This window comes from Pseudonocardia kujensis (assembly GCF_021283305.1).
GTDB classification, from domain to species: Bacteria; Actinomycetota; Actinomycetes; order Mycobacteriales; family Pseudonocardiaceae; genus Pseudonocardia; species Pseudonocardia kujensis.
Map to the genome: position 1 here is coordinate 1 of NZ_JAJSOK010000089.1, position 26,283 is coordinate 26,283.

28 protein-coding genes are annotated in these 26,283 nt (G+C 69.4%); 9 read left to right on the forward strand and 19 right to left on the reverse strand.

All coding sequences use genetic code 11. The features are described from left to right. Positions 1-138 precede the first annotated feature (138 nt). Entirely contained in the window at positions 139-984 is an 846-nt protein-coding gene (locus LWC35_RS35160; protein ID WP_232874822.1) for an SDR family NAD(P)-dependent oxidoreductase, read from the reverse strand. Continuing rightward, a complete protein-coding gene (locus LWC35_RS35165) occupies positions 984-2,435 on the reverse strand; it encodes a flavin-containing monooxygenase (protein WP_232874823.1) in 1,452 nt (483 codons plus the stop codon). The genes LWC35_RS35160 and LWC35_RS35165 overlap by 1 nt, the downstream gene beginning before the upstream one ends. A 97-nt stretch (positions 2,436-2,532) precedes the next feature. Here LWC35_RS35165 and LWC35_RS35170 point away from each other — a divergent pair, with 97 nt between their 5' ends. After that, positions 2,533-3,564 (forward strand): AraC family transcriptional regulator, encoded by a 1,032-nt coding sequence (locus LWC35_RS35170; protein ID WP_232874824.1) that lies wholly within the window; start codon positions 2,533-2,535, stop codon positions 3,562-3,564. Between the two features lie 385 nt (positions 3,565-3,949). Here LWC35_RS35170 and LWC35_RS35175 read toward each other — a convergent pair whose 3' ends face one another. Beyond that, positions 3,950-4,348, reverse strand: a complete 399-nt coding sequence (locus LWC35_RS35175) for a hypothetical protein (RefSeq protein WP_232874825.1) — start codon at positions 4,346-4,348, stop codon at positions 3,950-3,952. A gap of 107 nt (positions 4,349-4,455) precedes the next feature. On the opposite strand from LWC35_RS35175, the gene LWC35_RS35180 reads away from it, so the two are divergent. Beyond that, positions 4,456-6,123 (forward strand): CocE/NonD family hydrolase, encoded by a 1,668-nt coding sequence (locus LWC35_RS35180; RefSeq protein WP_232874826.1) that lies wholly within the window; start codon positions 4,456-4,458, stop codon positions 6,121-6,123. Between the two features lie 58 nt (positions 6,124-6,181). Continuing rightward, positions 6,182-6,760 (forward strand): helix-turn-helix domain-containing protein, encoded by a 579-nt coding sequence (locus tag LWC35_RS35185; RefSeq protein WP_232874827.1) that lies wholly within the window; start codon positions 6,182-6,184, stop codon positions 6,758-6,760. A gap of 111 nt (positions 6,761-6,871) precedes the next feature. On the opposite strand, the gene LWC35_RS35190 is transcribed toward LWC35_RS35185, so the two are convergent. Beyond that, positions 6,872-7,045 (reverse strand): hypothetical protein, encoded by a 174-nt coding sequence (locus LWC35_RS35190; protein ID WP_232874828.1) that lies wholly within the window; start codon positions 7,043-7,045, stop codon positions 6,872-6,874. 57 nt (positions 7,046-7,102) lie between these two features. Here LWC35_RS35190 and LWC35_RS40670 point away from each other — a divergent pair, with 57 nt between their 5' ends. The 3 genes from LWC35_RS40670 (at position 7,103) to LWC35_RS35205 (ending at position 10,461) form a co-directional block, all read left to right on the forward strand. Continuing rightward, entirely contained in the window at positions 7,103-7,663 is a 561-nt protein-coding gene (locus LWC35_RS40670) for a sugar-transfer associated ATP-grasp domain-containing protein (RefSeq protein WP_504939551.1), read from the forward strand. Positions 7,664-7,775: 112 nt separating this feature from the next. Further along, positions 7,776-9,713, forward strand: a complete 1,938-nt coding sequence (locus tag LWC35_RS35200; protein ID WP_232874830.1) for a SpoIIE family protein phosphatase — start codon at positions 7,776-7,778, stop codon at positions 9,711-9,713. Between the two features lie 226 nt (positions 9,714-9,939). Beyond that, entirely contained in the window at positions 9,940-10,461 is a 522-nt protein-coding gene (locus LWC35_RS35205) for an ATP-binding protein (RefSeq protein WP_232874831.1), read from the forward strand. Positions 10,462-10,955: 494 nt separating this feature from the next. Here LWC35_RS35205 and LWC35_RS35210 read toward each other — a convergent pair whose 3' ends face one another. The 11 genes from LWC35_RS35210 to LWC35_RS35260 form a co-directional block, all read right to left on the reverse strand. Further along, on the reverse strand, positions 10,956-11,267 hold the full coding sequence (locus tag LWC35_RS35210) for a hypothetical protein (RefSeq protein WP_232874832.1): 312 nt from the start codon (positions 11,265-11,267) through the stop codon (positions 10,956-10,958). Between the two features lie 326 nt (positions 11,268-11,593). Then, entirely contained in the window at positions 11,594-12,850 is a 1,257-nt protein-coding gene (locus LWC35_RS35215) for a tyrosine-type recombinase/integrase (protein ID WP_269805339.1), read from the reverse strand. After that, complete coding sequence (locus tag LWC35_RS35220; protein WP_372463161.1) at positions 12,850-13,038, reverse strand: helix-turn-helix transcriptional regulator; 189 nt, start codon at positions 13,036-13,038, stop codon at positions 12,850-12,852. Before LWC35_RS35220 ends, LWC35_RS35215 begins: the two co-directional genes overlap by 1 nt. Continuing rightward, a complete protein-coding gene (locus LWC35_RS35225; protein ID WP_232874833.1) occupies positions 13,035-14,363 on the reverse strand; it encodes a replication initiator in 1,329 nt (442 codons plus the stop codon). Before LWC35_RS35225 ends, LWC35_RS35220 begins: the two co-directional genes overlap by 4 nt. Further along, positions 14,360-14,926 carry a hypothetical protein gene (locus LWC35_RS35230; protein ID WP_232874834.1) on the reverse strand — a complete coding sequence of 189 codons (567 nt, stop codon included), beginning with the start codon at positions 14,924-14,926 and terminating at the stop codon, positions 14,360-14,362. The genes LWC35_RS35225 and LWC35_RS35230 overlap by 4 nt, the downstream gene beginning before the upstream one ends. Beyond that, on the reverse strand, positions 14,923-15,138 hold the full coding sequence (locus LWC35_RS35235; protein ID WP_232874835.1) for a hypothetical protein: 216 nt from the start codon (positions 15,136-15,138) through the stop codon (positions 14,923-14,925). The genes LWC35_RS35230 and LWC35_RS35235 overlap by 4 nt, the downstream gene beginning before the upstream one ends. Beyond that, positions 15,139-16,485, reverse strand: a complete 1,347-nt coding sequence (locus LWC35_RS35240) for an FtsK/SpoIIIE domain-containing protein (protein WP_232874836.1) — start codon at positions 16,483-16,485, stop codon at positions 15,139-15,141. Positions 16,486-16,565: 80 nt separating this feature from the next. After that, positions 16,566-16,769 (reverse strand): hypothetical protein, encoded by a 204-nt coding sequence (locus tag LWC35_RS35245; protein WP_232874837.1) that lies wholly within the window; start codon positions 16,767-16,769, stop codon positions 16,566-16,568. Continuing rightward, complete coding sequence (locus LWC35_RS35250) at positions 16,760-16,957, reverse strand: hypothetical protein (RefSeq protein WP_232874838.1); 198 nt, start codon at positions 16,955-16,957, stop codon at positions 16,760-16,762. The genes LWC35_RS35245 and LWC35_RS35250 overlap by 10 nt, the downstream gene beginning before the upstream one ends. Before the next feature lie 116 nt (positions 16,958-17,073). Further along, positions 17,074-17,220: a hypothetical protein gene (locus tag LWC35_RS35255; protein WP_232874839.1), complete on the reverse strand. Its 147-nt coding sequence runs from the start codon at positions 17,218-17,220 to the stop codon at positions 17,074-17,076. A 108-nt stretch (positions 17,221-17,328) separates the two neighbouring features. Further along, on the reverse strand, positions 17,329-17,712 hold the full coding sequence (locus LWC35_RS35260) for a hypothetical protein (protein WP_232874840.1): 384 nt from the start codon (positions 17,710-17,712) through the stop codon (positions 17,329-17,331). 121 nt (positions 17,713-17,833) lie between these two features. Between LWC35_RS35260 and LWC35_RS35265 the strand changes: the two genes are divergently transcribed. Beyond that, positions 17,834-18,658, forward strand: a complete 825-nt coding sequence (locus LWC35_RS35265) for a hypothetical protein (protein ID WP_232874841.1) — start codon at positions 17,834-17,836, stop codon at positions 18,656-18,658. Beyond that, positions 18,649-19,452, forward strand: coding sequence for a protein phosphatase 2C domain-containing protein (locus tag LWC35_RS35270; RefSeq protein ID WP_232874842.1), 804 nt, complete (start codon positions 18,649-18,651; stop codon positions 19,450-19,452). Before LWC35_RS35265 ends, LWC35_RS35270 begins: the two co-directional genes overlap by 10 nt. A gap of 181 nt (positions 19,453-19,633) precedes the next feature. Here LWC35_RS35270 and LWC35_RS35275 read toward each other — a convergent pair whose 3' ends face one another. After that, positions 19,634-20,410: a hypothetical protein gene (locus tag LWC35_RS35275; RefSeq protein ID WP_232874843.1), complete on the reverse strand. Its 777-nt coding sequence runs from the start codon at positions 20,408-20,410 to the stop codon at positions 19,634-19,636. A 526-nt stretch (positions 20,411-20,936) separates the two neighbouring features. On the opposite strand from LWC35_RS35275, the gene LWC35_RS35280 reads away from it, so the two are divergent. Next, positions 20,937-21,503, forward strand: coding sequence for a hypothetical protein (locus tag LWC35_RS35280; protein ID WP_232874844.1), 567 nt, complete (start codon positions 20,937-20,939; stop codon positions 21,501-21,503). 499 nt (positions 21,504-22,002) lie between these two features. Here LWC35_RS35280 and LWC35_RS35285 read toward each other — a convergent pair whose 3' ends face one another. The 3 genes from LWC35_RS35285 to LWC35_RS35295 form a co-directional block, all read right to left on the reverse strand. Further along, positions 22,003-23,703, reverse strand: a complete 1,701-nt coding sequence (locus tag LWC35_RS35285) for an ATP-dependent nuclease (RefSeq protein ID WP_232874845.1) — start codon at positions 23,701-23,703, stop codon at positions 22,003-22,005. Positions 23,704-24,391: 688 nt separating this feature from the next. Continuing rightward, positions 24,392-24,931, reverse strand: a complete 540-nt coding sequence (locus LWC35_RS35290) for a PH domain-containing protein (protein ID WP_232874846.1) — start codon at positions 24,929-24,931, stop codon at positions 24,392-24,394. A 138-nt stretch (positions 24,932-25,069) separates the two neighbouring features. After that, complete coding sequence (locus LWC35_RS35295; protein ID WP_269805344.1) at positions 25,070-26,149, reverse strand: restriction endonuclease; 1,080 nt, start codon at positions 26,147-26,149, stop codon at positions 25,070-25,072. Between the last annotated feature and the right edge of the window lie 134 nt (positions 26,150-26,283).

Sequence of the window (26,283 nt, forward strand, 5' to 3'; positions counted from 1 at the left end):
CCTCGGTGTGAGTGTTGATCTGTGGAAGGACCAACTTCTCTACCGGGGTCCTGCGCCCGTTCCGGGTCAACTCACCGTCGTCGGCGTGTCGCCCCGCCACCACCGCGCCGCTACTGAGAAAGGCTCAGTGCGTGTCGGTCAGCGGGCGAGCAGGGCCGTCAGCTTCTCCAGGACGGGGCCGTAGGAGCCCGGCATCAGGCGGGCCAGGACGTCGGGAACCTTGGCGCTGGAGGCGATGAGGACGCGGGTCCTCCGCTTCTCGACGCCCTCGAGGATCTCGGCGGCGGCCTTCTCCGGCGGGTAGCTCAGCAGCTTGGTGAACGCGGCCTGGTGCTGGGCGATCTCCGCCGGGTCGACGCCGGACCCGATCCGGGCGCTCGAGGCGACCTTCGTGCGGATCCCGCCCGGGTGGACCTGGGTCACGCCGGTGCCGCTCTCGACCAGCTCGTGCCGCAGCACCTCGGAGAACCCGCGGATCGCGAACTTGCTCGACGAGTACGCCGACTGCCCGGCCGGCCCGATCAGCCCGTAGAGGCTGGAGACGTTGACCAGGTGCCCGCCCGGGGTCGCGGTCAGGGCGGGCAGCAGGTGGTGGGTGAGGATCACGGGCGCCCGGAAGTTGATGTCCATGACCCACTCGAACTCGTCGAGCGTGAGCTGCCGGAACCGCCCGCCCAGGGCCACCCCGGCGTTGTTGACCAGCAGCCCGATGCGCGGGTGGTCCGCGGCGACCCGCTCGGCGAGCGAGGTCGTCGCGGCCCGGTCGGCGAGGTCGACGACGTGCGTCTCGACGGTCAGGCCCGGGTGTGCGCCGCGGATCTTGCCGGCCACCGCCTCGAGGCCGGCCGCGTCGCGGTCGACCAGGACCAGGTCGCTGCCGCGGTCGCTCAGGCCGTAGGCGAGCTGCTCGCCGATGCCGCTCGCCGCCCCGGTGAGGACGGCGGTGTTGCCGGCGAAGCGGTAGGGCTGCACGGTCGTGCGCATCAGGAGGCCTCCTGCAGGCTGCGGGCGGTCGCGGGGGTGAAGCGCATGTCGCGGGTGAGGTCGGCGCGCGACATCTTGAGCGCGTCGGCCACGTAGTTCTGCTGCACCCGCCACGGCTCGCCGGTGCCCTGGCTGGGGAAGGCGTCGATCGAGCGCTGCACGTAGCCGGAGGTCAGGTCGAGCAGTGGGCGGCGCTCGGCCGAGGCGGGCGCGGTCGGGGCGGCCGCGGCGTAGCCGTGCTTCTCCATGTGGTTCAGCAGCCGGCAGACGTAGCGCGACGACAGGTCCGCCCGCAGCGTCCAGGAGGCGTTCGTGTAGCCGATGCAGTAGGCGAGGTTCGGTACCCCGGACAGCATCAGGCCGCGGTAGGAGAACGTGTCCCCGAGGGCCACGGGCGCACCGTCGACGGCGATCTCCAGGCCACCGAGGGGGAGCATGCGCAGCCCGGTCGCGGAGACCACGACGTCGGCCTCCAGCTCCTGCCCGGACTTCAGCAGGATCCCCTTCTCGGTGAACCGCTCGACGTGGTCGGTCACCACGGAGGCCGAGCCGTCGCGGATCGCCTGGTAGAAGTCGCCACCCGGCACGACGCAGAGGCGCTGGTCCCACGGCTCGTAGCGCGGCGTGAAGTGCTCGTCCACGGCCTGCTCGTCGAGGAACCGCAGCGCGATCCCGCGCAGCGCCTTCTTCACGACCTCGGGCCGGCGCCGGGCCAGCTGGTAGAAACCCTGGGTGACGGCGATGTTCTTGGCCCGGACGAGCTTGTGCGCGAGCCCGGCCGGGAGCCGGCGGCGCAGCGTGTCGGCGAACTTGTCCTTGAGCGGCAGCGCGGTGAGATAGGACGGCGAGCGCTGCAGCATCGTCACGTGCGCGGCCTTCTCGGCCATGGCCGGGACGAGGGTGACGGCGGTGGCGCCGCTGCCGATCACGACCACCCGCTTGCCCGTGTGGTCGAGGTCCTCCGGCCAGGCCTGCGGGTGGACGAACGTGCCGGCGTAGTCGGCGAGGCCGGGGAAGTCCGGCTGGTAGCCGCGCTCGTAGGAGTAGTAGCCGGCGCAGAGGTAGAGGAACCGGCAGGTCCAGGTGCCGCGCGAGGTCGTGACGGTCCACCGGGCGTCGTCCGACGACCACGAGGCGCTCTGCACGGTGGTGCCGTAGTGGATGTGGCGGTCGATGCCCGCCTCGCGCGCGGTGTCGCCGATGTAGGTGCGGATGCTCTCGCCGTCGGCCATCGACTTCTCGCCGCGCCACGGTCGGAACGGGTAGCTCAGGGTGAACATGTCCGAGTCGGACCGCACGCCCGGGTAGCGGAACAGGTCCCAGGTGCCGCCCAGGTTCTCGCGTTGCTCGAGGATCGCGTAGCGGTCGCGCGGTCGCTCCTGCTGCAGCCGGTAAGCGGCGCCGATGCCGGAGAGGCCGGCGCCGACGATCAGCACGTCGGTCTCGTTCATGTCAGCTCCCCTTCGATGCTGGCGACCGGTCCCAGTGTCGTCGGACGGTCCCGGTGCGCGCTTACCCCCGCGCGACAGTGATTTATCCTCACGCGACATGGGTCCCGTGGTGCGCGCCGCGTCGTTGCGCGGCCTCCCCGCGCTGGTCGACGCGCTGGGCGGCGACCCGGACGCGTTGCTCGCCCGGTTCGGCGTGACCCGGGAGGCCGTGTCGAGCGACGACGCCGTGATCGGCGTGCGCAGCGCGGGGCTGCTCCTGGAGACGGCGGCGGCCGAACTCGGGCGGCCGGACCTCGGCCTGCTGCTCGCCGAGCGGCAGGACGCGGGCGTGCTCGGCCCGCTCGCCGTCGCGATCGAGAACGCGCGGACCCTCGGCGAGGCGCTGGCCAGCGCCTCGCGCTTCCTGTTCGTGCACAGCCCGGCGCTGTCGATCGCGCAGGTCGCCGACCCGGAGGAGGTGCGCGGGGTGCTCGCGGTGCGCTACGGCGCGGCCGATCCCTCCGGGGCCACCCAGCCGCTGCCGGCGCAGGCCGCGGACCTCGGGCTGGGGCTGCTGCACCGGATCATCCTGCTCCTGCACGGCGGGCCGTACGGGCTGAGATCGGCGCATCTGGCCCATCCGCCACTCGTTCCGGTGACGCGGTACACCGACTTCTTCGGGGCCGACGTCCGGTTCGCGCGCCCCGCCGCCGTCCTGCGGCTGCCCGCGGCCCTCACCGCGGCCCCGGTGGCCGGCGGCGACCGGCTCCTGCGGACCCTCGCCCTGGACTACCTCGAGAGCCATTTCGCCGAACCCGGCCAGACCGTCGCGGGACGGGTGCGCGGCGCCCTGGCCCGCTCGCTCGGCTCGGCCCCGCCGCAGGTCGGGGACGTCGCGCGGCTGCTGCGGCTGCACCCGCGCACCCTGCAGCGGCATCTCGCCGCCGAGGGGACCACCTTCGAGCGGGTGCTCGACGAGGTGCGCCGCGACGCCGCGCACCGGCTCATCACCACCACCGACCTGCCGTTCGGGCAGGTCACGGCGATGCTCGGGCTCGCCGCGCAGTCCGGGCTCACGCGGGCGGTGCGGCGGTGGTTCGGCACCACCCCCACCGGGCTCCGCGCGGGCCCGACCGGCACTCACGGGTAGCGCCAGCCCTCGCGGAGGATCCCGAAGACGGCCTCGCGCAGCGCGGGCGGATCGTCGTCCTGCCCCTGGACCAGCGAGGGATCTCGCAGACCACGTGCGTCAGCGCCCGGACCGTCGGGCTCGGCCGCTCCCCGCCGAGCTCCTCGGCGAGCTCCTCGCCGATCGCTCGGGCGAGCGCGCTCGTGCCGCGCCCACATCTTCCCGGCGTACTCGCGCAGCGTCGGGCTCTCGACCACGAGCCGGCGGAACGCGAGATGCCCGGGCTCCTGCACCGCCTGGGCGACGGACTCGCTGTGACCACCGACGCCCACCTCGCCGCGGGCGCATGAGGTCTGCGCAGGTCATCGAGTGCCCATCGCCCTCGCGGGGCCGCAGCGCGCACGGCTCAGCGGGCGAAGAAGGCGTTCGCGCGGGCGTTCCACAACAGCAGCAGGATCACGATCCCGACGAGGATGCTGACCAGCGCCTGCGTCACCGTCGACCCGCTGCCCACCGCACCGATCGCCGCGATGCCGCCCGCGATCTGCAGGACCACGAGGACCGAGACCAGCAGCCGGGCGCCGTTGCCGCCGCGGCCGAGCCGCGACGCGACCGCGCCGGTGATCAGGCCGAGGATCACGTAGGCCACCCCGATCCCGACGAGCACGCCCGGCGTCAGCCCGGCGGCGCCGGCGGTGAGGCTCCCGGCCACGAGGAGCAGCAGCCCGCCCAGCACCGCGAGAACCGCCGAGATCCAGGTGAGGACGACCACCAGGGTGACACTGGCGGGGCGCCCAGCGCTCATGTCGCCGTCCTCGTCGTCGATCGATCGGGAGGGCCACGGTAGCCGCGGCGCCCGCGCGCCGCACCGGCCGAACGGCCCGCCGGCGGATCGTGTCTAACCTCGGGAGCGTGCACCCCCTGCTGCGCGCGGCCGGGTCCCTGGCCGACCGCGCCCTCGGCCTGACCTCCCCGCCCGTCCCGTACGACCGCACCCGGGTCGACGTCCCGATGCCCGACGGCACCGTGCTCGTCGGCACCCGGTACCGGCCCACCCGCACCGAGGGTCCGCTCCCGGTGGTGCTGATCCGGGTCCCGTACGACCCCCGGCCGGCCGGCATCGTCTTCGCGGCGCCGCTGGCCCGCCGCGGCTTCCAGGTCGTGCTGCAGAGCACGCGCGGCACGTTCGGGTCCGGCGGCCACTTCCGGCCCTTCACCCGCGAGCGCGAGGACGGCCTCGCCACCGTCGCCTGGCTGCGCGCGCAGCCGTGGTGCGACGGCCGGATCGCGACGACCGGCGGCAGCTACCTCGGCTACACGCAGTGGGCCGTCGCCCCGTACGCCGACCCGCCGCTCACCGCGATGTCGCCGCACATCACCGCCGCCCGCATGACCGACACCTTCTACACGCAGGGCGCGCCGGCCCTGCTCAACGCGCTCGCCTGGACCGCCATGATCGGGACCCAGGAGCGAGCCGGGATCCCGCTGGTGCCGCACCCGATCCGGGCGGCGAAGCTGCGCCGGGCCCTGCGCAAGGTCCCGCTGCAGGCCGCGGACGTCGAGGTCGCCGGCGCGCCGGTGCCCTACTGGCGGGACTTCGTCGAGCACGCCGAGCCCGGCGACGACTACTGGGACGCCACCTACGGCGAGTCGCCGGCGTTCGACCGCGCCGGCCCGGGCTCGCTGGCGAACCTGCCCCCGGTCAGCATGGTGACGGGGTGGTGGGACCTGTTCGTCGCGGAGCAGATGCGGGACTACCGGGCGGTTCGCGCGGCCGGGGTGCCGGCGCGGATCGTCGTCGGGCCGTGGCTGCACGGCGCCCTCGAGGAGGTCCGGACCGGCCTGCGGACGGACGTCGCCTGGCTGGACCATCACCTGCGCGGGGGCCCCGAACCCGAGGGCGCGCCGGTGCGGCTGTTCCTGCAGCAGGCCGACCAGTGGCTGGAGTTCGACGAGTGGCCGCCGCCCGCGACCACCCGGGAGGTGCACCTGCAGGCCGCCGGCCTGCTGGGGGAGGGGCGCGGGACGGGCGCGAGCACCTACGTCTACGACCCGGCCGACCCCACGCCGAGCGTCGGCGGGCCGCTGCTGCAGCCGCCGGGCGAGCAGGTCGACCAGTCCCCGGTCGAGGCCCGCTCCGACGTGCTGGTCTTCACCGGGGACCCGTTGCCCGGCGACCTCGACGTGGTCGGGCCGGTCACGGCGCTCGTGCACGTGCGGCCGGAGCTGGACCACGCGGACGTCTTCGTCCGGGTCTGCGACGTCGACGAGCGGGGGGTGTCCCGCAACGTCGTCGACGGCATCCGGCGGCTGGACCCGCGGACGGTGCCCGCCCCGGACGTCACGCCGGGCGAGGACGGCGTGCTGGCCGTCGAGATCGAGCTGTTCCCCACGGCGTACCGGTTCCGTGCCGGGCACCGGCTGCGGGTACAGGTCGCCGGCGGCGCCTTCCCGCGGTTCGCCCGCAACGTCGGCACCGGTGAGCCCTTCGGCACCGCGACCCGCGGCAAACCCGGCGCCGTCGAGGTCCTGCACGACGTGGACCACCCGTCGCGCATCGTGCTGCCCGTCCTGGGCTGATCCCGCCCGACGGCTGCCGGTCCGGCACGTTCCCCTGCCGGACCGGCATGCTGGAGGGATGGACGACGAGCTGGAGGCCGTGCTCGCCGGGGTCGGCCCCCGGCTGCGCGCCCTGCGCACGCACCGGCAGCTGACCCTGGCCGAGCTGTCCGCGGAGACGGGGATCTCGGAGAGCACGCTGTCCCGGCTGGAGAGCGGCGGGCGGCGGCCCAACCTGGAGCTGCTGCTCCCGCTGGCGCGGGCCCACGGCGTTCCGCTCGACGAGCTGGTCGGGGCGCCGCAGACCGGCGACCCGCGGGTGCACCTCAAGCCGGTGCACCGCTCCGGCCGCACGTTCGTGCCGCTGACCCGTCGGGCCGGTGGGCTGCAGGCGTTCAAGATGGTCTGCCCGCCGAGTCGTGACGAGGAGCCCGAGCCGCGGGCGCACGAGGGCTACGAGTGGCTCTACGTGCTGGAGGGCCGGCTGCGGCTCGTCCTCGGCGACCGCGACCTGGTGCTGAGGCCGGGCGAGGCGGCCGAGTTCGACACCCACGTGCCGCACTGGTTCGGCAGCGCCGACCAGCGGCCCGTCGAGCTGCTGTCGCTCTTCGGGACGCAGGGCGACCGCGCCCACGTCCGCGCCCGGGCGGGCCGCTGAGCTCGGCCGCTTTCCCGCGACGCGTCCGGGGCCGCTCCGCTCGAGGATGAGTCATCGCTCCGCCGGAGACGCGGCCGCTCCCGGGGCCGCGGCAGCGAGTCCGGCCCGCGCTCAACCCGGGACGTACCGGCACAGCGCCACGGACACCGCGACCAGAGCCAGGACGAACAGCAGCGCGCCGATCTCCCGCCATCCGCAGCCGAAGGCCCGCTCGACCAGGGACGGCCGCGCAGGCTCGGGCTCCGGCACGGCGTCGCGCGGCGGCTCGTCGGGTTCGCGCGCCATGACGACCTCCGACCACTCGCAGGCCCCGCCCTGCGCCGGGCGACCGGCCCGTCACCAGTGTCGTCCCCCCGTCCGCACCGCAGCACCTGCTCGACCGCTGTATCGCTCCAGCTCGGGCCGGGCCCCTCGAAGGTCGGCGGAAGGGCCGGCGACGCCGCCCACCTCGCCCCCGAACGGCGAGGGCACCAACCTGGACGTGCAGGACGCGCCGTTTCGCCGACGAGGGCTACACCCCCGGAGTGGTCGACCGTGACCGAGCACCCCGACACGGGGGTGAAGTTCGCGGGGAACCAGGTCCCCGCGTTCGAGAGGTGCGCGACCGCGGTCGTCGAGCTCCACCGTCGGACGTCGTTCGCGCGCAACGTCGGGTGGGACGTCCTCGGCGACACCCAGGACGAGGTCGCCGTGCTCGAGTGGAACGCCGGCCACAACGACATCACACTCTCGGAAGGCCATCCAGGGGCCGTGCTTCTCGGACACGGGGTGGGAGACGCGCCGGCGGACGAGGTGCAGCGGTCGCGGACCGGTCGGCAGCCGTCGCCGACCGGGTGGGCGCGCAGTCGGCTGAGAGGGTGCCCGGAGGCGTCTACGCTGGTGGGCAGCGGGAGCGTCGAGTGACGGGAGCCTCGCCGAGCCGGGAGTCCCGGGGTGGCGGGTGCGTCGATGACCGCGAGCGCGACGGCCCGAGGAGGCCGAGTGCACGTCGCCCGAGGTCAGGAGCAGCATCAGCGTGACCGATCCTTTCGCCCCCATACCCCGTTCGGCCGACGCCGGTGCCGACCGGCGCGAGGTGGCGAGCGTGTCCGACTGCGGCGCGCTGTGTGATCCGCAGCGGCTGGCCGCACTGGCCGAGACGGGGCTGGACGTGGCCCCGGATCCGGTCATGGACGCGCTCACCGAGCGGGTCCGCCGGCGCCTGGGGGTGCCGGTGGCCCTGGTCTCGTTGGTGACACCGGATCAGCAGATGTTCCCGGGAATGACCGGACTGCCCGAGCCGTGGGCGTCGCGCCGCTCCACCCCGCTGTCGCACTCGTTCTGCCAGCACGTCGTCGCCTCGGCGGCGCCCCTGATCATCGAGGACGCCCGGGAGCACCCGCTGGTGCGCACCAACCTGGCCGTCGGCGAGCTCGGGGTCGTCGCGTATGCCGGCATGCCCTTGACCGACGAGGCCGGCAACGTGCTGGGCTCGCTGTGCGCCATCGACACCCGCCCGCGCCGCTGGGCGCCCGAGCAGATCGAGTCGCTCGCCGATCTGGCCCAGACCTGCTCCACCGAGCTACGACTCCGGCTGGCCCGCGTCGACGCCGACCGGGAGCGCCGTCGCCGCGACCAGGTCGACGCCCGCCTGCGTCGCTCGATCGGGCATTCCGAGACGCTCGCCTTCGCCTCCCAGGCCTTCGCCGGCACGGAGACCGTGGACGACGTCCGCGAGAGGATCGGCGAGACCGTACGCCACGGCCTGAGCCCGGCCTACGTCGGGCTGACCGTGCTCGACGACGAGCAGCGACTGCAGCGGCTCCGGGACGCGCGGTTCCCGAGCGGGGACGAGCAGTACGACCCCTGGGTCCACTACGGCCTCGACGCGCCCCTGCCGTCGGCGTCCGCGGTCCGGACCGGCCGCATCGTGCACTACCCGGACCGAGCCGCGTTCGACACCGTCCACCCCGCGCCGGTCCGCCTCCTTCACGACAAGCTCGGACTCCAGGCCGTCGTCGCCGCGCCGCTGCCCGGGCCCGAGGGACCGATCGGCGCCGTCGTCCTCGGCTGGGAGCAACCTCGCCCCCTCGATGCGGACGATCTGGTCACGGTCACCACGATCGCCGGCTACGCCGGTCAGGCCCTCGCCCGCGCCCAGCACCGGCAGGCCGAACAGCAGCGGGTCACCGCCACCCGGCAACTGCTGGAGGCGCTGCAGCGCAGCCTGCTCAGCTCCCCGTTCGAGCCCGACCACCTGCAGCTCGCCGTGCGCTACCTGCCGGCCAGCCGCGACACCGCGATCGGCGGCGACTGGTACGACGCGTTCATGCTGCGCGACGGCGCCCTGTGTCTGGCCATCGGCGACGTCGCCGGGCACGACCGGAGCGCGGTGGTGGCCATGGGACAGCTGCGCAACCTGCTGCGCGGCATCGCCTACAGCGCCCACGACACCCCCTCCGCGGTACTCACCGAACTCGACGGCGCCATCACCGACCTCGCCGTCGGCACGCTCGCCACGTCGGTCCTCGCCCGCATCGAGCAGCCCGCGCAGCTCGCCGCCCGCGGCCTACGCCGGATGCGCTGGTCCAACGCCGGTCATCCGCCGCCCCTGCTGATCGACCCGGACGGGCGGCCGCGGCTCCTGTACACCCCACCCGAACGCCTGCTCGGGCTCGGCCGCAGCGCGCGACGGACCGACCATGCGCTCGACCTCGAACCCGGCGCCACGCTGCTGCTCTACACCGACGGGCTGGTCGAACGCCGCGACCGAGACGTCGACGCCGGGCTGGCCTGGCTGCTGGACCGTGCCGCCGAGCCGGCCCACAGCACTCTCGAGGAACTCTGCGACGGGCTGCTCGCCGAGGTCACCGAACGCCACGACGACATCGCCGTGATCGCCATTCGGGCCCACCCGGAGGACCGCCCTCGCCCGCCCGCGTCCGGTCCCGAGGTCCTCCACCCGGCGGACTGATCCCCTGTGCATCGGACACTCCGTCGGACGCGCCCAGCGGCAACCGTCGGGCCCGGTGGGCTCCACGGCGAGTCGAGCGAGGTGCGTGGCGAAACAGGTGTCCTCGGGTGGTGTAGGGGGGCGGTGCGGAGGGGTAATGCCAGCGCGTGACGACGGAGCAGCATCAGCGGGCTCGCCGGGAACGGCGGGCCCGTCTCGTGTGCCGCCCGCGGTAGCGGTGCGCGCGGTGGAGCTGGGGGTCCGGCGCTGGCAGATGCGCTTGCCGGCGGTGCTGGAGACGCCGGGTCTGGCCCGGTCCGGGATGCGGCGCTGGTTGTCGACCCTGGAGTGGCCGGAGGACGAGGCACTCGACGTCCTGCTGGCGGTCAACGAGGCGGTGTCCAACGCGATCGAGCACGCCTTCGTCGAGGCCGACACGGTGGAGCAGAGCGTGGAGGTCTCCGGGGAGGTGGAGCACACCGCCGGGCGGCGTCGGCTGCGGCTGCAGGTGCGCGACAACGGTCGCTGGCTGCCGCGCCCGAGCCACGAGGAGTACGTCAACCGGCGACGGGGACTGCCGATCATCTTCGCCGTGATGGCCGAGGTCCAGATCCATCGCGGCGGGCAGGAGCCGGCGCCACCGCCACCGGAGGCGGTCGCGTTCGACGGGCACTCCACCGAGGGGACGGTGGTGACCCTGCTCAGCCCTCCGGTGCCCGTTTCCGAGGACGACCGTTCGGCTGGACGTCCGCATCGCCGGCCGCGGTGAACCTCGGCCGAGACACGAACCCGGCAGGGGCCTCACACGCTCATGCCGCAGCCGAAGTCGGAACGGGCACCGGCGCGTGACGGGGCGAGCGGCAACACGGGGTGGGGCAGGGGTCGACGACCGAGGGCCGCTGCAAAGGCCCGGGGCAACGCCGAACGCTCGCACGAGCGTGCTGTGGAGGCGGGCCTGCGGGCGGCAGAGCGCCACCAGGCGACGGCTCACCCTTGCCAGACCGGGCCGCCCGGGCTGTCGTCGGGCCGCGAGATCACCCCCGACGACGAAGAACGGCGCCGACCGACGGGGAACGAACCCCGCCGGCCGGCGCCGCTCTCGACGCGAGGCTCAGGCAGCCTGCTTGGTCTCCCAGAAGATCTTGTCGATCTGATGCTACATGAGGCCTGATCAGCTACTACTCGATGCCGTCGGCGGTCTGGGCCGTCGCTGGGCCGTCGGACGGGCGGGAGAGGTCTGGGTGTCTGGTGCAGATCGGATGCTCACCGCGACAGGTTGAAGAGGAGCGTCCCGAGGGCGATCACGGCGGAGGACGTCGACGCCAGCGCCCCGACCCCAGCCGCCATGCCCTTGCCGTCCGACGTCATGTTGCGCAGGAAGACTCCCCAAGTACTCCGAGCCGCGAGCAGGCGGACGTTGGCCCACTTGTGCTGGACGATGTCGCACCCGCCGAGCAGACCCTTGGCGTTCTTCCGGCAGTAGAGCTGCTCGGCATTGGTGCTGGCCTTTCGCTTGGGGGCGCCGCACGGAGTTGGTGCCTGCACGAGCATGTAGGCGGCCGCCAAGCCTGACATCACCAGGATGGGGGCCGCCCCGAAGTGCAAGGTCCAGATACCGAGAGCGATGATCGGAAGAAACAAATAGCCCCAGTATTTCCAGGGGAAGGCTTTGCGCTTCTTCGTTAAGAGTTTCGATCTCCCCATGGAAATGAAACGCTACGTGGGTCGCGCGCTCATGGGAATGTGTGTCACCGCGACGGCGTAGTTACGTGGATGTAAGCGCCATTCGTGCTCGAAGGGGCTACGCATACGCAATAGTCAAATTGTGGTATGGCTTTGGGGTAGTCGTGGTGATTGCAAGCCGCTCCACGGCGGGCATTGCCGGGGAAGGCGAGCCCAGTTCAGACGTCCGCAGGTCTGTCGTGGGCCTCATCGGCAGACTGCTCGTCGTCGCGTGCTCGCCGTTCGTAGACGCCCGCAATGGCGGCCTTGGTCTGCCCGTCGCTATCGGGCATCAGGTGTGTGTAGGTGGCGAGGGTGAATGCCGGGTCCGTGTGCCCGAGCCACTCGGCGACGGCCTTGATGGAGACGCCGTGATCGAGCAGGACCGAGGCGAAGAAGTGCCGGAGGTCGTGCATCCCGTTCTCGTACCGGCCGTGTGGCACGCCCACCGCTTTGAGCGCCTTCTTCCAGTAGTCCCGGTTGAAGTCGTTCGCGGCGATCGCGTGATGCCACATCGACGTCACGACGAGCGTGTGGCGGGCTTCCTTGCCGGTGGGAACGTCCCAAGGCAACGCGATCGTATCCTGGGTGAAGCGCCGAAGGTGAGCAGCCACGGCGAGCTTGACGGGTTCCGGGAGCGGGATCTCGCGGATCTTGTCGTACTTCGGTAGCGCGAACACCCGGGTGTTCCGCACGGTCTTGACCTGCCGCCGGACGGTCACCACGCCGCGCAAGAAATCGATGTCGTCGACCGCGAGCCCGAAGCATTCTCCCTGTCGCAGCCCGAGCCCGGCCGCCAGGTCGACGAGTACGCGGAACCGTTCAGGTAGCGCCGCTTGGACGTCCCAGACCTGCTTGGCCGGCCACGGGACGACCTTCTCCTTCGCGGGGCGGGGCTTGCGGACCGACTTCCCGCCGAACGGGTTCTTGGCGATCAGCCCGTCGTCGTGGGCGGCGGTGAACAGCGCGGAGAGGTTCGTGAACAGGGTGTGTCGATAGCGATCCGACATGCCCGCCTCACGGAGCTGCCGATCCCACCCGCGGACCGTGCTCGGGGTGACTGCGGCGAGCTGGAGGTCGCCGAGGTGGGGGAGGATTCGGGAGCGGAAGCGCATCTCCAGGTGCTCTCGCGACATCTCGTCGACGTCGAGGTCGGCGAGCCAGCGCGTCGCGAACGAGCGGACCGTGATCTTCCCGGCGCGCGGATCGACGAAGATCCCGAGCGCGCGGTCGACCTGCTGCTTGGCCAGCCAATCCTTCGCGATCTTGAGCTGCCCGTCGGGGAACGACTTCGAGATCTCGTTGCCATCAGGCCCCTCGAAACGAGCCTTGTAGCGGTGACCCTGGCCGTGCCGGGAAGTCGGAACGCGCTTCGTCTTGCCCGGGCGCTCGGGGTCGGGCTCGACCCGAAACCAGCGATCTTGAACGTGGGCCATCAGGCGACCTCGTGGGCCAGCGATGCAAGCCACTTCTCGACGTCGGACGGCCGGTACCGGACGTGCTTGCCGACCCGCAGGCCGCGCGGTCCGTAGTTCTTCGAGCGCCACTGGTAGACGGTCGCCTCAGGCACTCCGAGGAACTCGGCGAGCTGCTGCAGTGTCCAGAGCTTCTCCACGATGCTCACCTGTTCCTTCGGTCTGTGCGGACACGTTCGGCGTGGGCGAGGGCAAGTTCGCGGTCGGTGTCGGTGTGGTGGCCGATGCCGACGAGCGTCCAGTCGTTGACGACGATCACCGGGTCGTCGGCGGGGTGGCCCAGCTCGGCGAGCTGCTCGGCGAGGCGCCAGGCTCGGCGCTCGCCGCGGATCACCCGGAACGTGGTCGAGTAGGCGCGGCTCTTGGTCAGGAAGTGGCCGCGGAAGCCGAGCATGTGGGCCCACTTGCGCAGGTTCAGCTTTGCGTACTCGGTGAGGCCGCCGAGGTGCCAGGCGGTTTCGATGAGCCGGCGGTGATGTTCGGCGAGTGCCATGTCCTCGAGGTGGGCGAGCGAGCGGATGGGGCGGTCGGGGTGGCCGTCGGTCTTGCCGGTGCCCTTGGTGGCGTACTTGGCGATGTAGCCGGCAAGGCGGGTGTCGGTGATCTCGCCGTGTTCGTCGGTGACGGCGTCGTGGACGCTGGGGGTGATCTCGCGCAGGTCGAGCTGGGCGCCCCACCGAAGCGTGAGCGTGGTGCCGTCCGGGCGGATGGCGTCAAGGGCGGTGGCCTGGGCCGCCTCGTGGATCGCGTCGCGCAGCGCCTCAGCGGTGATCCCCGTCGGCGGCGGGTCAGCCGGACCGTCGGGTCCGTCGAGGCGGACGGCAGCGTGAAAGTGCACGAGGCCGCGGCGTTGGTACTCGGCGACCTTCGCGTAGGACAGCCGGGCGACCCTGCCGAAGCGGCGTCCGGAGACGCCGAGGCGGGCGGCGAGGGCGCGGCGGAGAGCGATGGTGAAGCGGTGCCAGAGCTTGCCCGCGTGGGCCTGCCAGAGCACGGCGCCGGTGTAGTCGTAGGTGTCGTGGTCGATTGCGCCACCGAGGCGGGGGTCAGGCTCGCGGTGGTGCTCCCCGCAGGCGCAGGGGATGACCCGGCCGCGAGCGGTCAGCCGGCGCGTGTGGACCGACCCGAACGACGGCGCGGTCAGGGTGAGGAACGCGCGTGGCCGGTCGGTGATCGAGGCGGGGACACCCCGCTCTTGTCCGGCGAGTCCGGCCCGGATGATGTGGAAGGCGTCGGCCGCGTAGCGGTCCGAGCAGGCCGGGCACACGGTATCGCGCCGGTTGCCGCAGGGTGCCCACACTTCCCCGGAGCGCTGGGCCAGGAGCTGCCCGTCGCCGGCGGTGATGGTGGACGAGCCGCGCAGGCGGACGGGGTGGGCGCAGCCGCCGGTGGCTTCCATCCGTGCGCGCCAAGCGGGGTAGTCGAAGGCGCGCAGCCGGTTGGTGAGTTCGGTGTCGGCGGTGCTGTCGCTCATCGTGCGTACACCTCGTGCTCGTGTTCGATCTCGACCGGGTCCGCGACGAAGCCGTGATGACGGGCCAGCCGCTCGGCGCCGGCCCGGTAGGAGCGCGCACGTCCGATGACCTCGCCGTGCTCGGTTTCGACGAGGTAGGTGCCGTTCTCGCGGACGATCGCGCCGGAGAAGGTGTCGGCGGTGACCAAGCCGTGCCCGGGGTGGACGACGTCGACGCACACCCGAACCCGATCCTCGGGCTGAGGTGCCGCGCTCGTGGCAGCGGGGACATCGACCGTCGTCGCGGCCTCCGGCTCGGATTGGCCGTCGACGGTGACGCTGATCCGGTGGCCGTGGACGAGCTGGCCGGCGGCGAGGAGCTGGTGGACGGTGGTGGCGACGTCGGGTCGGACCGGGATTGCGTGCTCAGCGGCCCGGGTGCCGATTTGGCGGCTGTGCACCGACTCACTGACGCCGACCAGGACGAACCCAGGATTGTGTGCGTCGCGCAGGACCCGGTCGGTTGTTTCGCCGGCGAACAGGAGCCCCTGACCGTCGAGTTCCCTGCGGGGGAGGCGGCTCATCGGGTCCACCACCACGAGTAGCGGGCCTCTACGCCCCACTCAGTCGCGAGGGCACGGGTGGCGCGGTACTCGATGAAGACCGCGGCGGCGACGGTGGCCCAGAACCATCCGGAGCCAGTGCCGAGCAGCAGCCAGAGGACGCCGACGGTGGCAGTGAGCGCGGCGGTGATCTTGAGCCACGTCGCGGCGGCCCATCCGGTGACGGCCCACATTCAGGCCACCTCCCCGAGCGTGTGCAGGACCGGGGTCGCGGGCGGGGCGCAGCGCTCGACGAGCTCGTCGATCTCGGCGTCGGTGACCCGGCAGGCGCGGAAGCGGATCGGCAGCCGGGACCGCTGGTCGATCACGTACCCGATCCCGGCATGGTCGGGATCGCCGGGGATCTCGTCGGCCAGCGCGCCCCGTTCGCGGGCGCCGTCGCCGAGGACCATGTCGACGTGCGAGGCGGCGGTGACGCCGAGGCAGATCCGGGTGGTGAACAGCTCCCGGACGTCGACGACGTCCTTGGACGGTTCCTGCACGTAGCCCATCACGGAGGTGAGGCAGGCGCGGCCCTGAGTGAGCAGCTCGGCGAGCAGCCGAAGGGCCTCGCGGACGTCGGCGCGCTCGCCGTAGGCGGTGAGCATCGCCATCTCGTCGATCATCACCAGGTCCAGCGGCGTGGTCGGGGTGATGTCGAGGCGCCGGAGCCCGTGGTCGGCCATGTGGGCCTGCCGGTGCTTCATCTCGTCGCGGACCTCGGTCAACAGCGCGATGGCCTCGGCGGCAGTGGTGGCGTGGTGGTGGAACAGCGCAGTGCCGCGCTGAGTCTCTGCGCCGCCCTTCAGATCGATGACGTGCACCCGGACTAGCCCGTCGCGGATCGCGGGGCCGAGGGCGCGCAGCGGCGCCCAGAGCAGCGAACCCTTCCCAGAGCCGGTCGCCCCGGCGACCAGGACGTGACGACCGGCGACCGCGAGCAGGAACGGGTGGCCGTACTCGTCCTCACCCACCGGCAGGGCCCGCAGGTCGACGGCCTCGCTGGCGGCCGGAATGGCGGGTGCTGGGATCGGGAACCGGAACGGCATCTCTCGCTCCACCACGACGGTGAGCACCCCGGGACGGTGCCGGGTGACCGCGACCCGGTGCGCGCGCAGGGCGTCGGCGAGGGGCTCGGTGCGGCCGGTCCAGAGCGTGAGGTCCTGACCACGGGTCAGCCGTACGCGCAGGGTGTCGATCGACGGTGTGGCGGACCGGACCCGCAGAACACGGGGTGCGTCGACGTGGCCGGTGTGGTGGTTGGTCTGGGCGAGCCCGCAGTCGGCGAGCAAGCTGGACCAGCGGCGGCCGCGGTAGGTGGTCCACCGCCGCCACGTCGCCCGCAGTGCCGGGGCAGCCCAGCGGTCGAACGAAGGAGGGTGGAGCCGCCCCCAGACCACGACCACGAGCACGACCGAGGCGACGGCGATCGCAGTCGGGAGCGCCCCGAGCAACACAGCGGCGGCGATCAGCGTGGCGGGGACGAGAACGAACAGCGGGTGCCGGACGAGCCAAGCCAGCCCGCGGAACTCCCCGCCCACGCGACGGGAGGAGTGGCGGACGACGTCGTGCCGCGCGTGGTGGTGGCGCAGCGAGGGGCGGTTGGTCGGTCGGGCCGTGATCAGACTCCCTTGCGGATCGCGAGCTGCGCCAGGCGCAGGCCCTCGGCGACTCCGGCGCGCCAGGCCTGTTCGGTGGGGATCTCCGGGGTGGTGGCGTGCAGAAATCGGCGGCGTTCGCGGTCCAGGCGGCGCACGAGGCGGCCGACGCCGTGGGCGGGCTGGCGGACCCGGCCGTGGCTTGTGCGTGCGGTGGTCAGCGGCATGTCGACTCCTCGGGAGTGATGGCGGGGCAGGTGATCCCGGTGCCGTGGCAGCCGGGGCAGACGCCGTCGCCGGGGCAGGCGGGGCAGGGACGGGCGTCGGCGGCGCCGGGGTGGGTCTCGGCTGTGGTGCCGTAGCCGTCGCAGGTGTCGCACGAGCCGGAGCCCGTGCAATCGGGACAGGTGCTCATCGGCCGGCCTTCCGGGTGGGTGGGCCTGTTTCGGGCAGGGGGCAGCCCTGCGGAATTGCTGGCGGTTTCGCCGATCAGAAGGGGGTCGGCTGCCCCCGTGCCCGAGAGCGGCGCGGTCAGGCCGCGGTGGTGCTGGTGGCGCTGGTCTGGCTGCGTGCGGTTTCGAGCTGGCCGATGACGTCGGAGAGGAGGTCGCGCAGGCGGACGAGGTCGCCGTGGTGGCCGTAGACGGTCACGTGGACGTCAGTGCCGTCGATGCGCACCGTGGCACGGTCGTGCTTGGGGTAGAGGTGCGGGGGTGTAGCGGGTGGTCTCGAAGACGTGCAGGCCGACCTCCACATGGGTGGTGGGCAGCCAGTCCGGGCGACTCATCACTTGTCCCCGCTCGGACGCGGCGCCGGAGCCGGAGAGGCGTGCTTGATACCCATCGCCCGCCAGGCCAGCCCGGCGTTGACCCGTCCGGCGGTCTCCATCTGGTACGGGGTGACCCGGGCGTCGATCAGCTCGACGCGGGCGTCCTCGCCGAAGTCCGGACCGGGGTCGGTCCCGAGCGTCACCTTGATCTCTTCGCCCTTCGGCGCCCGCTCCCCGGGCTTGACCCGCAGCTTCGCGAACAACGACACCGTGAACTGGGTGGCGCCGTCCTTATCGGTCACCGGCACCTGGGCGCCGTTGGCGTCCTCGCGCATCTTCGGGGCGGGCGGCTCCACGACGGTGAGCTTGTAGCCGCCGAGGTTGACAGGGATGTCTCGCATGATTCCTCCGAGTCCGTCTGGTGTGTAGGCCCCTAAACTTTCGCCGCAAGCGATCGTTGAGGGGCCTAAACCGATAGTGCCCGGCGGTGTGGGAGCTTGTCAAGGGGCCTAAACTCGTGGCGTGGATGAGGAGTTCGAACGCCTGCGCCGGGAGCCGGACCCGGTGCGTCGTGGGCGGCAGGCGACTGAGCTCCTGGCGACCTACCAGCAGCGATCGGTGGAGCTCGCCCGGCTGCGGCGGGCCGCGATCGAGGAGGCGCGCGACCAGCTCGGCGGCAGCTACACCGAGGTCGCCAAGGCGTTCGGCCTGTCCAAGGGGCGGGTCACGCAGATCCGCAACAGCGCCCCGCCCGCGCACCGGGCGTTCTTCGGCGTCGGGCCGCTCGACGTCGCGCTCGTTGGGCGGCGGATCCTCGAGCGCGAGGACATGGTCATCGCCGCCGAGGACGACGCCGTCGGCGCGCACCTGCTCGCTGAGGTCGAACAGCTCGCGTTCACCGCAGAGCGCCTGGTCGTCGACCCACGTGAGGAGTGGGAACCCCCGCGGGACGCCATCGTCGTCTGTGGGCCGGCCTCCGCGCATATCGGGAGCGCGCTGCTCAACGCCGATCCGGTGCTGGGGATGACGATCGCCGACGGTGCCCGCTGGTACATCGTCGACAAAGCCACGGGGGAGCGGTTCGCCTCCCCAATGGACGACGAGACCCCACGCCGTGCTGACGTCGCCTACCTGAGCCGACACGTCCGCGACGGGCAGGTGATCACCCACATCGCAGGAATCCATGCCCTGGGCTCGGTCGGGGCCGGGCACTACCTGACCGAGCACCTTGCGCAGCTGTACGCCGCGCACCCGGAGGAGTCGTTCAGCATGGCCGTCGCCGCCGAGTTCGACGGGCTCACCCCAAAGGCCATCGACGTCATCGTCCCCCCACGCGCATGGGACTGACCGTCCGCGCTGCCTCCCTCCCTGGCGGAACGCCACCGGGTCAGGACCGGTGGGGGACCAGCGAGCGCGCAGCGGTCGTCCTCGACGGGGCCAGCTCGCACAGTCTCGAGGCGCCGGCAGCGGACGCCTACGTCGACCAGCTTCTCGCCGAACTTCTCGCCCGAATCGATGACGGCGACCACCGCGACGTCCTCCGAGGCGCGATCACCGAGACCGCCGCGCCCCTTGGACTCTCGCCGGGCCGCTCGCCGTCGTCGACGGTGCTGATGCTGCGCGTGGGGGAGCAGGAGATCGAGGTCGCGGCCCTCGGTGACAGCACCGCCGTCATAGGCCACCCCGACGGCACCACGACCCGCCTCACCGACGACCGCCTCCAGGACGTCTCAGCCGACCTCCGCCAGGCGTATCGGGACGAGCTGCGCCGGGGGAGCGGGTTCGGAGATGAACACCGCGCCCGCCTCCGCGAACTGCAACGCAGCGAGATCCCACGTCGAAACCGGCCCGGCGGCTACTGGATCAGCGAAGCGGAGCCAACGGCCGCCGACGAGCTAGTGATCCGAGCGTTCCCCCGAAGCGCCGTCGCCTGGGTCGTGCTCGCCACCGACGGCGCGCAGAAACACGTGGACCGTCTCGGCGGTCAGTGGCCCGAGATCGCCGACCAAGACGACGAGCAGCTCGCAGCCTTCCTCCGAGCTGCGCAGCAATGGGAGACCCACTCCGACCCCGAAGGCACCAAACTGCCTCGGTCCAAGCGCCACGACGACAAGACGCTCCTGACCTGGAGGCCAGAGTGACACCCATCTCCTGAGACTGCCGACGACGCCGGTCTGCGCCGCACCCGCCTCTCTGACCTACGACTTCGCGTCGACCAGGGCTGCGGGGTTCAGACTTTCTCTACTTGTTCAAGGGCGCCTCCGGCGCCCGGCCGCATGCGGCTGCGGCCTCCGGCCGGTCCGCATGCAGCTCGCCAGCGGGTTAGTCCGAAGAGGACGACTTGCTGGCTGCCTGACCAAAAAAGTATCCGATGACAACTAGAAACGTGTTACTCAGAAGCTCAGGGACAGGTCGATCGATGAACATTGCTATAATCATGGTGATCGTGAGCCCCGCGAGGATTATAGAGCCAAGGATCGATGCTACAGACTCTCGCTCAAGGAATGAACGCCAGACCTTGGCTTTCCGCTCGTAGCGATCAATGTCGGTCATTGCGGCTACCTTGGCCACCTCCTCACGGGCCTGTTCGATCTCGGCAAGCTTGCGTGCGAGGTCGGAATTCTCCTCACGAAGCGAGGCAATTGCCGCCTCAAGCTCATCCTTTGCTGGCGACTCGGGTACGTCTGTGGCTATCTTGTCGAGCTGATCGGCGTGAGCTGCCGCTTGGAGGACCTGGCGACGTTCAAGAATGTCCTCCTTCACGGCGAGGAGGTAGCGGAGGAAGCCGTTCGAGAACTTGAGCTTCTCGGCTAGGACTGAGTCCTCGCGTGTTCGCGGATCGCCTCCCCGGCGGATGTCTAGTTCGTCTTGGATGCCTTTGCGGTAAGAATCTATAGTGGCGTCAATGACGCTCAATGATTCATTAAGCTGAGCCATGCTCATCGTCGAAACGGTCGCGCTGTCGAGTCCGAGAGACTCCAACCTCTTCGCGTATACTAGATTGCTCCGTCTCTCGCGCTCTGCGTACTCGCGCATCTCTGCTATAGCTTTCGGGCCGTAGCCCATGATTATCTCCCCTTTCTGGGGGCTCGGCTGCATGAGGCAACGATTTGGCAAGTTGAGTACTATTGTGGATAGTCTAGCTGCTCGTCACTTGTCGACATCGCTGAGCCTTCGGGTCGGTCATGGATTTCCGGACGCCCTCGCCGGGCGGGCAGATCAACAGGATGGCGGTCCGTGCCATCCCGACGACCTCCCGGAGGGCTACCACACGGCCACCCGTGGGCGGAGCGTGGAAAGCTCGGGTGCGGTTGCGTCGAGGGCCGCCCACGAGCGGCCGCGTGGTCGGGCTGCGCCAGGTCGACGGGATGGCACTCGTAGCGCGGGCGGGGAGCGGTGGGGCGCCCCTACGGAACCCCTACATATCAACGGCAGAAGTCGACAGGGGACGCTCGGCGGTGGGGTCCCGGTCAGGGCATCGCCGCAGCGTATGGCTCAACGGCAAACAAGACCCACCCCCGAAAGAAGTCGATCTTGTTTCGCGGGGTGTGACGGTCGGGACTTGTCGGAGCGGTGAGGCCTGAATTATCGCCCGTTGGGCTCGTACATGTTCTAACCTCTGCAGGTGACATCCGATCAGGAGCATCAAGAGAAGCTTCAGCGCCTTGAAGTGAAACTCAAGCCTGAGCAGATTCGGGCGACGCTAAGTTTCGCTGGTTTATATCAGATGACGCATGAGATGATAAAGCAAGCTGTCGTGCCAGCGGTCAGAGGGTTCTATTTGACCGGTTTCGACGAATCCGGCTATACGTACGACGAGGAGTCGTACAAGGAGAGCGTGCTGAGTCTCGACCGCAGCGTGTTCAGGGCTTCATTGCTCTGGCTGGTGAACGGGGATGCTATCAGTCCGGCGCAGGCCGATCGACTGCAAGAGATTTACGCACATCGTCATGAGCTGACGCACGAGCTAGTCAATTATATAGTTGACCCCGATCGTGAGCCGAAAGTCGACCTATTTCTTGATGCGCTGAAAATCCTGAAGAGGATAAGCCGCTTCTGGACTCAGATCGAGATCGATATCGGAACATTCGAGGATCACGGCGACATGACGGCCGATGATGCAACCCCGGTCTCGCTTTATGTGCTTCAGCTATGTATCGACGCTTATCGAGAGGGACTGCCTGCCGACTAGGGGCGTGTTCACCCGGCGGGCAGAGTAAGCCGGGGCGGCTCGTGCCTCCCAACCTCCCGGAGGGCTAAGACGTCGTACCCGTGGGACGAGCTGGCGTAGCTCGACCAGTGGTGGCGTTGAGGACCGCCCTGGGGCGTCGGGTGGTCGGGCTGCTCCAGCACGGCGGGATGGGCACTCAGTGGTCCGAGTGCAGTGTGAGTCGGAGCAAATCCGGAGCGGACGGCCGGGGAACGACTGGCACAGCCTAGGGTCCGACGACAGGAAGGTTCAGGTCAGACGGGCCAGAACGGCACACGACGTCACGGGGCGAGGCTCAGAATCCGCGTTCACACCGAAGTGCTCGCATTGCCGGGTCCAGCTCTTTCGGGTTCAAGGCGCCGCCTCCGGCGGCGTGAGCTGGCGACGCGGTCGCGGCCGGCTCGCTCCTGCCTCCGGCCCGCTCGCGGCCAGCAGCGACCGCTAACCGACTCAACGACGAAGTGCGCCGAAAAGCCAGTACTCAATCGAAACTAGCAATGACCGACGTGAGGAACTCTCGCGCCTCGATAGAACCAGATAGGTGGCCATCTTCGATTACCTTCACAACCCATGCTGGCCCATGACCACCGACTGTAGGAACGAACGACTCAACTTCGCCCACGGGTATGACCCATAGTCCCTTCTCGCCGAGACGCTCGAGCAGCCGCTTAGCCGCAGCCGTGCCATCACCGTTCGGGACAGCGGCAACACCGGAACCTTTCGCGGCACGCCAGCCAACTTTCGGATTCAGGATGAGGTCAATCTCTTTAGCGATCGACTTCAAGTCCCCAGACGGCTCAGCGAGAACTTCCTTCAGGGCCGCAATTGCCCTCTCAGGGGTCAGCTCAGGCTGGTTCCCACGAATAGCCGAGTCCATCACCTTACGAGAGACCTCAACATCATCTTCGTACTGCCCATTGAGCGAGGTCACAATGGATGCCGTGAGCTCTCGACTTCGCAAGACGTCGAAGTCAGCAATGACTCGCACAGGGACCCCGACGGCCTGAAGTGCATCAGCGATCAGCCCTAGGCGCTGCTTTCCACCGCTGTAGGTAAACATGACGTCGCGGCCAGACCTAGGCAATTCACTCTCAAGCGCCGAGAAGAAGTGGCTATCCGAATCGCCCTCACAGGCAATAACTCCATCATGGAAGAGTCCATCGAGCACTCGCGAGAATCGCAGCATAGGATCAGCCCATACCTGACGCAGTTTGTCAGGTTCGAGGGACATCGCGCTCGTCGCGTCGTTCTCGCGGGTCAAACGTACAATCTTAACCCGTGCCAATTCAGTGGCCAGGAGACCCACCACAATGTCTAGGCTGTGGGTGGCGATGAACAACTGATTGCCTTGCTGCAACTCGGCCAAGTATCGACCTAACAAACGAGCTTGAGGTGGATGCAGGAATGCCTCCGGCTCATCGATCAGAACCACTGGATGCCTACCACCTACGAGGTTAAGCACGATGCTCGCAAACGCCCTCACTCCATCGCTCTGCTGATCAATGAAGGGCAAGGAGGAGATTCTTTTTAGTAGTTCGTCATCTGCCAAGCCAGTGTTGCTCGCTGACTGAAAGTCATCCTGATTCAGATCGCGGCTCAGCCGCAGCCTAATTTGAGGACCCCAGGCGTCCAAAATCACATTGAAACCGAAGGCAGCAGTGAAGGCTGATCGAAACTTCTCGAGAGCTCCATCGGACGCAACAAGCCAATGAATAAGCCCTTCAGGTGTCGCGTCGGCTTCCTGTCGGTTTGCGCTTGACTCCACCTGTAGGCGGCTTTCGCAAGCCATGTGCTTAACGTAGTGCCCAGCCGAGGTGCCTAAAATTCCCGACCCAGAGACACTCCCATTCGACCAGTTCGCGACGATCTCGCCCAGCTGAGTCTCGCCAGTCTGGTGGGACCTGACAATCTCTTGACCATTGCGGGTTCGTACTACTCGGTTCTGTCGGAACCAATCACGAAGCTGACCCTCACTGCTTCGCTTATCAATAGTGACCGAGCGAACAGTCAGCACCTGACTATGTGGGTACAAATGATTCGTCAGTCGTTCCGAGATCTCGCGCAAGCCGGCAGACTTGCCCACATTGTTGGGACCAACGAACACCACGATATCGGCATCGGCGGTATCGACGACGCCTCCTGAATTAAGTTCGATCTGCCCTATCCGGAACGGGGACTCCACCGAACCAAAATAGACGACATCCTCACACGGGGCCGACCAAAAGCCACTTAGCGCACCGCCCCATCGGTGAACGGCTTGACCCGCTCGCCAGACGACCTCCGGGACCGCAAGTGGCACTGTTCGGGACCCTGTCGGATTTGATCCGTACACCCTCGTCCGGAGATCATCCACGCCGCATCGGCGGCGTCCAGGGCGCTTCGCGTCGCTGCGCGAGCGGCTTCGCCGCCCCTGGACACCACCGCCACGACGAGCAAGGCGACAGGCACGAGGGCGCCGGGAGGAAGATGGTCTCCTCCCCCGCCACCACGAGCGGCCCCACCTTTACCTACCCGGAACGACCCGAGGGCGCCCGCACCGGCCACAACCGATGAAAGGCGTCCTCGCAGCTCAGCGGCAGCATCCGGGGTCAGCTCGGACCCTCCGACACGAGCCCCTGGCAATCTCTGGTTAGCAGGTCGAAGTCGGTTCAGGGACAGGTCGACGGGATGGCACTCAGTAGGCGCGGGGAAGGGGAGCGCCGCCCCCGGAGTACCCCCGGAGATCAACGGCCGAAGCCCACCGTGAACCGGCAGCGACGAGAGCCGCCTGACCGAATCGGCGCAGCGTACGAGGGGCAACGTCAGTTACCAAGATACCGGCGAACTGGTGGATCTTGACTCCGCGGGCTCTCGTCGACGCGGGCGTGCGTCTACCGGCCGAGAATTCTTGCTTTCTCCGTCTCGAACTCCGCCTCGGTCAATACCCCTTGGTCGCGTAGCTGGGCAAGTTCCCGAAGCTCAGCGGCGATCCCGATGGGCCGCCCAGGATTCGGAATCGGCGCGGCGGGGGCGTACCGCTCGCGGGTGGTTGCCTCTACGCGCTCCCTGATGACGGCGGCCACAGCCTCGGCCTCGCTCTTGTGGACCTGATCGACAACCCGCGAGACACCGGCAGTCGAAATGATGATCTTCCCAAACATCATCCCGCGCTGTGAAGTTACTGTGGTAATCCGGTCGTAGGGGAAGTCCTCGAAGCTGTGATTGACTAGACCCTCAGCAATGAATAGGGCGCGCCGGTCAGTTGCGACGAGTAGTCCATTCTTGCCCGAGACGAGGCCGCCAGTCATAGTCAAGACTGTCTCCCCGCCGTTGAGGTACTCGGGGATCTTTCGGACATCCCGCTTCTTTCCGGACTTGTTGGTGACGTTGGCCCAAGCGGCGGCGATGTCCGGACGCATCTCGTCTTTCATGTCGCAGGACTACCACCCAGGCCGCGTCCTTCGACTCCAACGTTCCGGTACGTTCGGTGGGATGTCCTGTACAGGCGGTGACCGCAGTCCGTCACGCTCGGGTCACGACCTGATTTGGTCATTCGACGGCCTAGCTGCCTAGGCCGGAGTCGCGGTGTTGAACTGGGCAAGCCAGGACTGCACAGCTGGAAGGCCCGAGTAGCCAGCGCTGCGAAGCGCGTCAACTATGTCGCGTCCACTGATGAGGGCGATCGGATGCCCGTCCGTCCGCACCTCGGAGTAAACCTGCTGGTTGAAATGCGACGTCGTGACGAACACGCCGAAGTGGCGGTGCCGAAGTCGTGAGATGAGACGAGCGACGTCCCGGACGCCCACCGAGTTCGTCTCCGCGTAGCACTTGGCTTCGAGTGCAAAGTCGATCGTGATCGGGTCCGAGGCTGGCCCCACGACATACTCGCCGACCGCGTCTCGGCCACCATCGCGGCTTGGCTGTGTGACATCGCATCGACCTGTCGCTGGAGCGATTAAGCGCCACAACTCGACTGCGCAAGGCTCAAAGTCATGCTCGCGGCCGCGGAACGCCTCACGGATCTCGGTGAGAATGGCTCGTCCGGTCGCGTCGGACGGGAGCTGCTCCGCTCGGCTGCGAACGACCGTCGTGGCCGGTGCAAGCATCGGTGAGTACTTCCGGCCCGCTACCCATTCTGACCATGCAGGCGGACAGTGAGGGCTCTCGGCCGCTCGGCCATCGAGGATGTCCGATATCCATGCTCGCTTGATGTGAGAGACGTCGAGGACGGTGAAGTGAGCGCGGTAGTTCTGGAATCGGCGTCCGCCAGTGCTGCGCCAGATCGCCTGGAGCTCGTCGTCCGACGACAAACCGGGAGCGCCGGGAGCGAGGAGGCCGCGGAACATGATCCGGCGCCCGGGAGCCGCCTTCTCGAACAGGAGGAACGGCGGGATCCGCCGCCGCATCTCAGTCGACTGATGGCTCCAGTCGAAGGAGTCGCGGAGCAGCAGGTTGCCCCAGCGCCGAGTGTCGTGAAGTTCGTGGCCAGGGCTGCGGTTGTCGCCGTAGTAGGTGAACACCCCGGTCTGTGGGTCGAGCACATCAGGCCAGTCAGGCTCAGCGCCAGTCGTGTACAGCACGGCCAGGCGCACTGTGCCCTTCTTCGGTGAGCCGGAGTAGCGGAACCCACCCTGGTTGCCCACCGGCAGAAGGCGCGCTAGGAGTCCGCTGAAATAGGACGTTGCGAGGGTGGCGGTGCTGCTCGTGGTGGTGGCTGTAAACGCCGTTTATGCCTTCGGGGTCGGGCGTGTGTGATGGCGAGGCGGGTTGGGGTGGTGGTGTT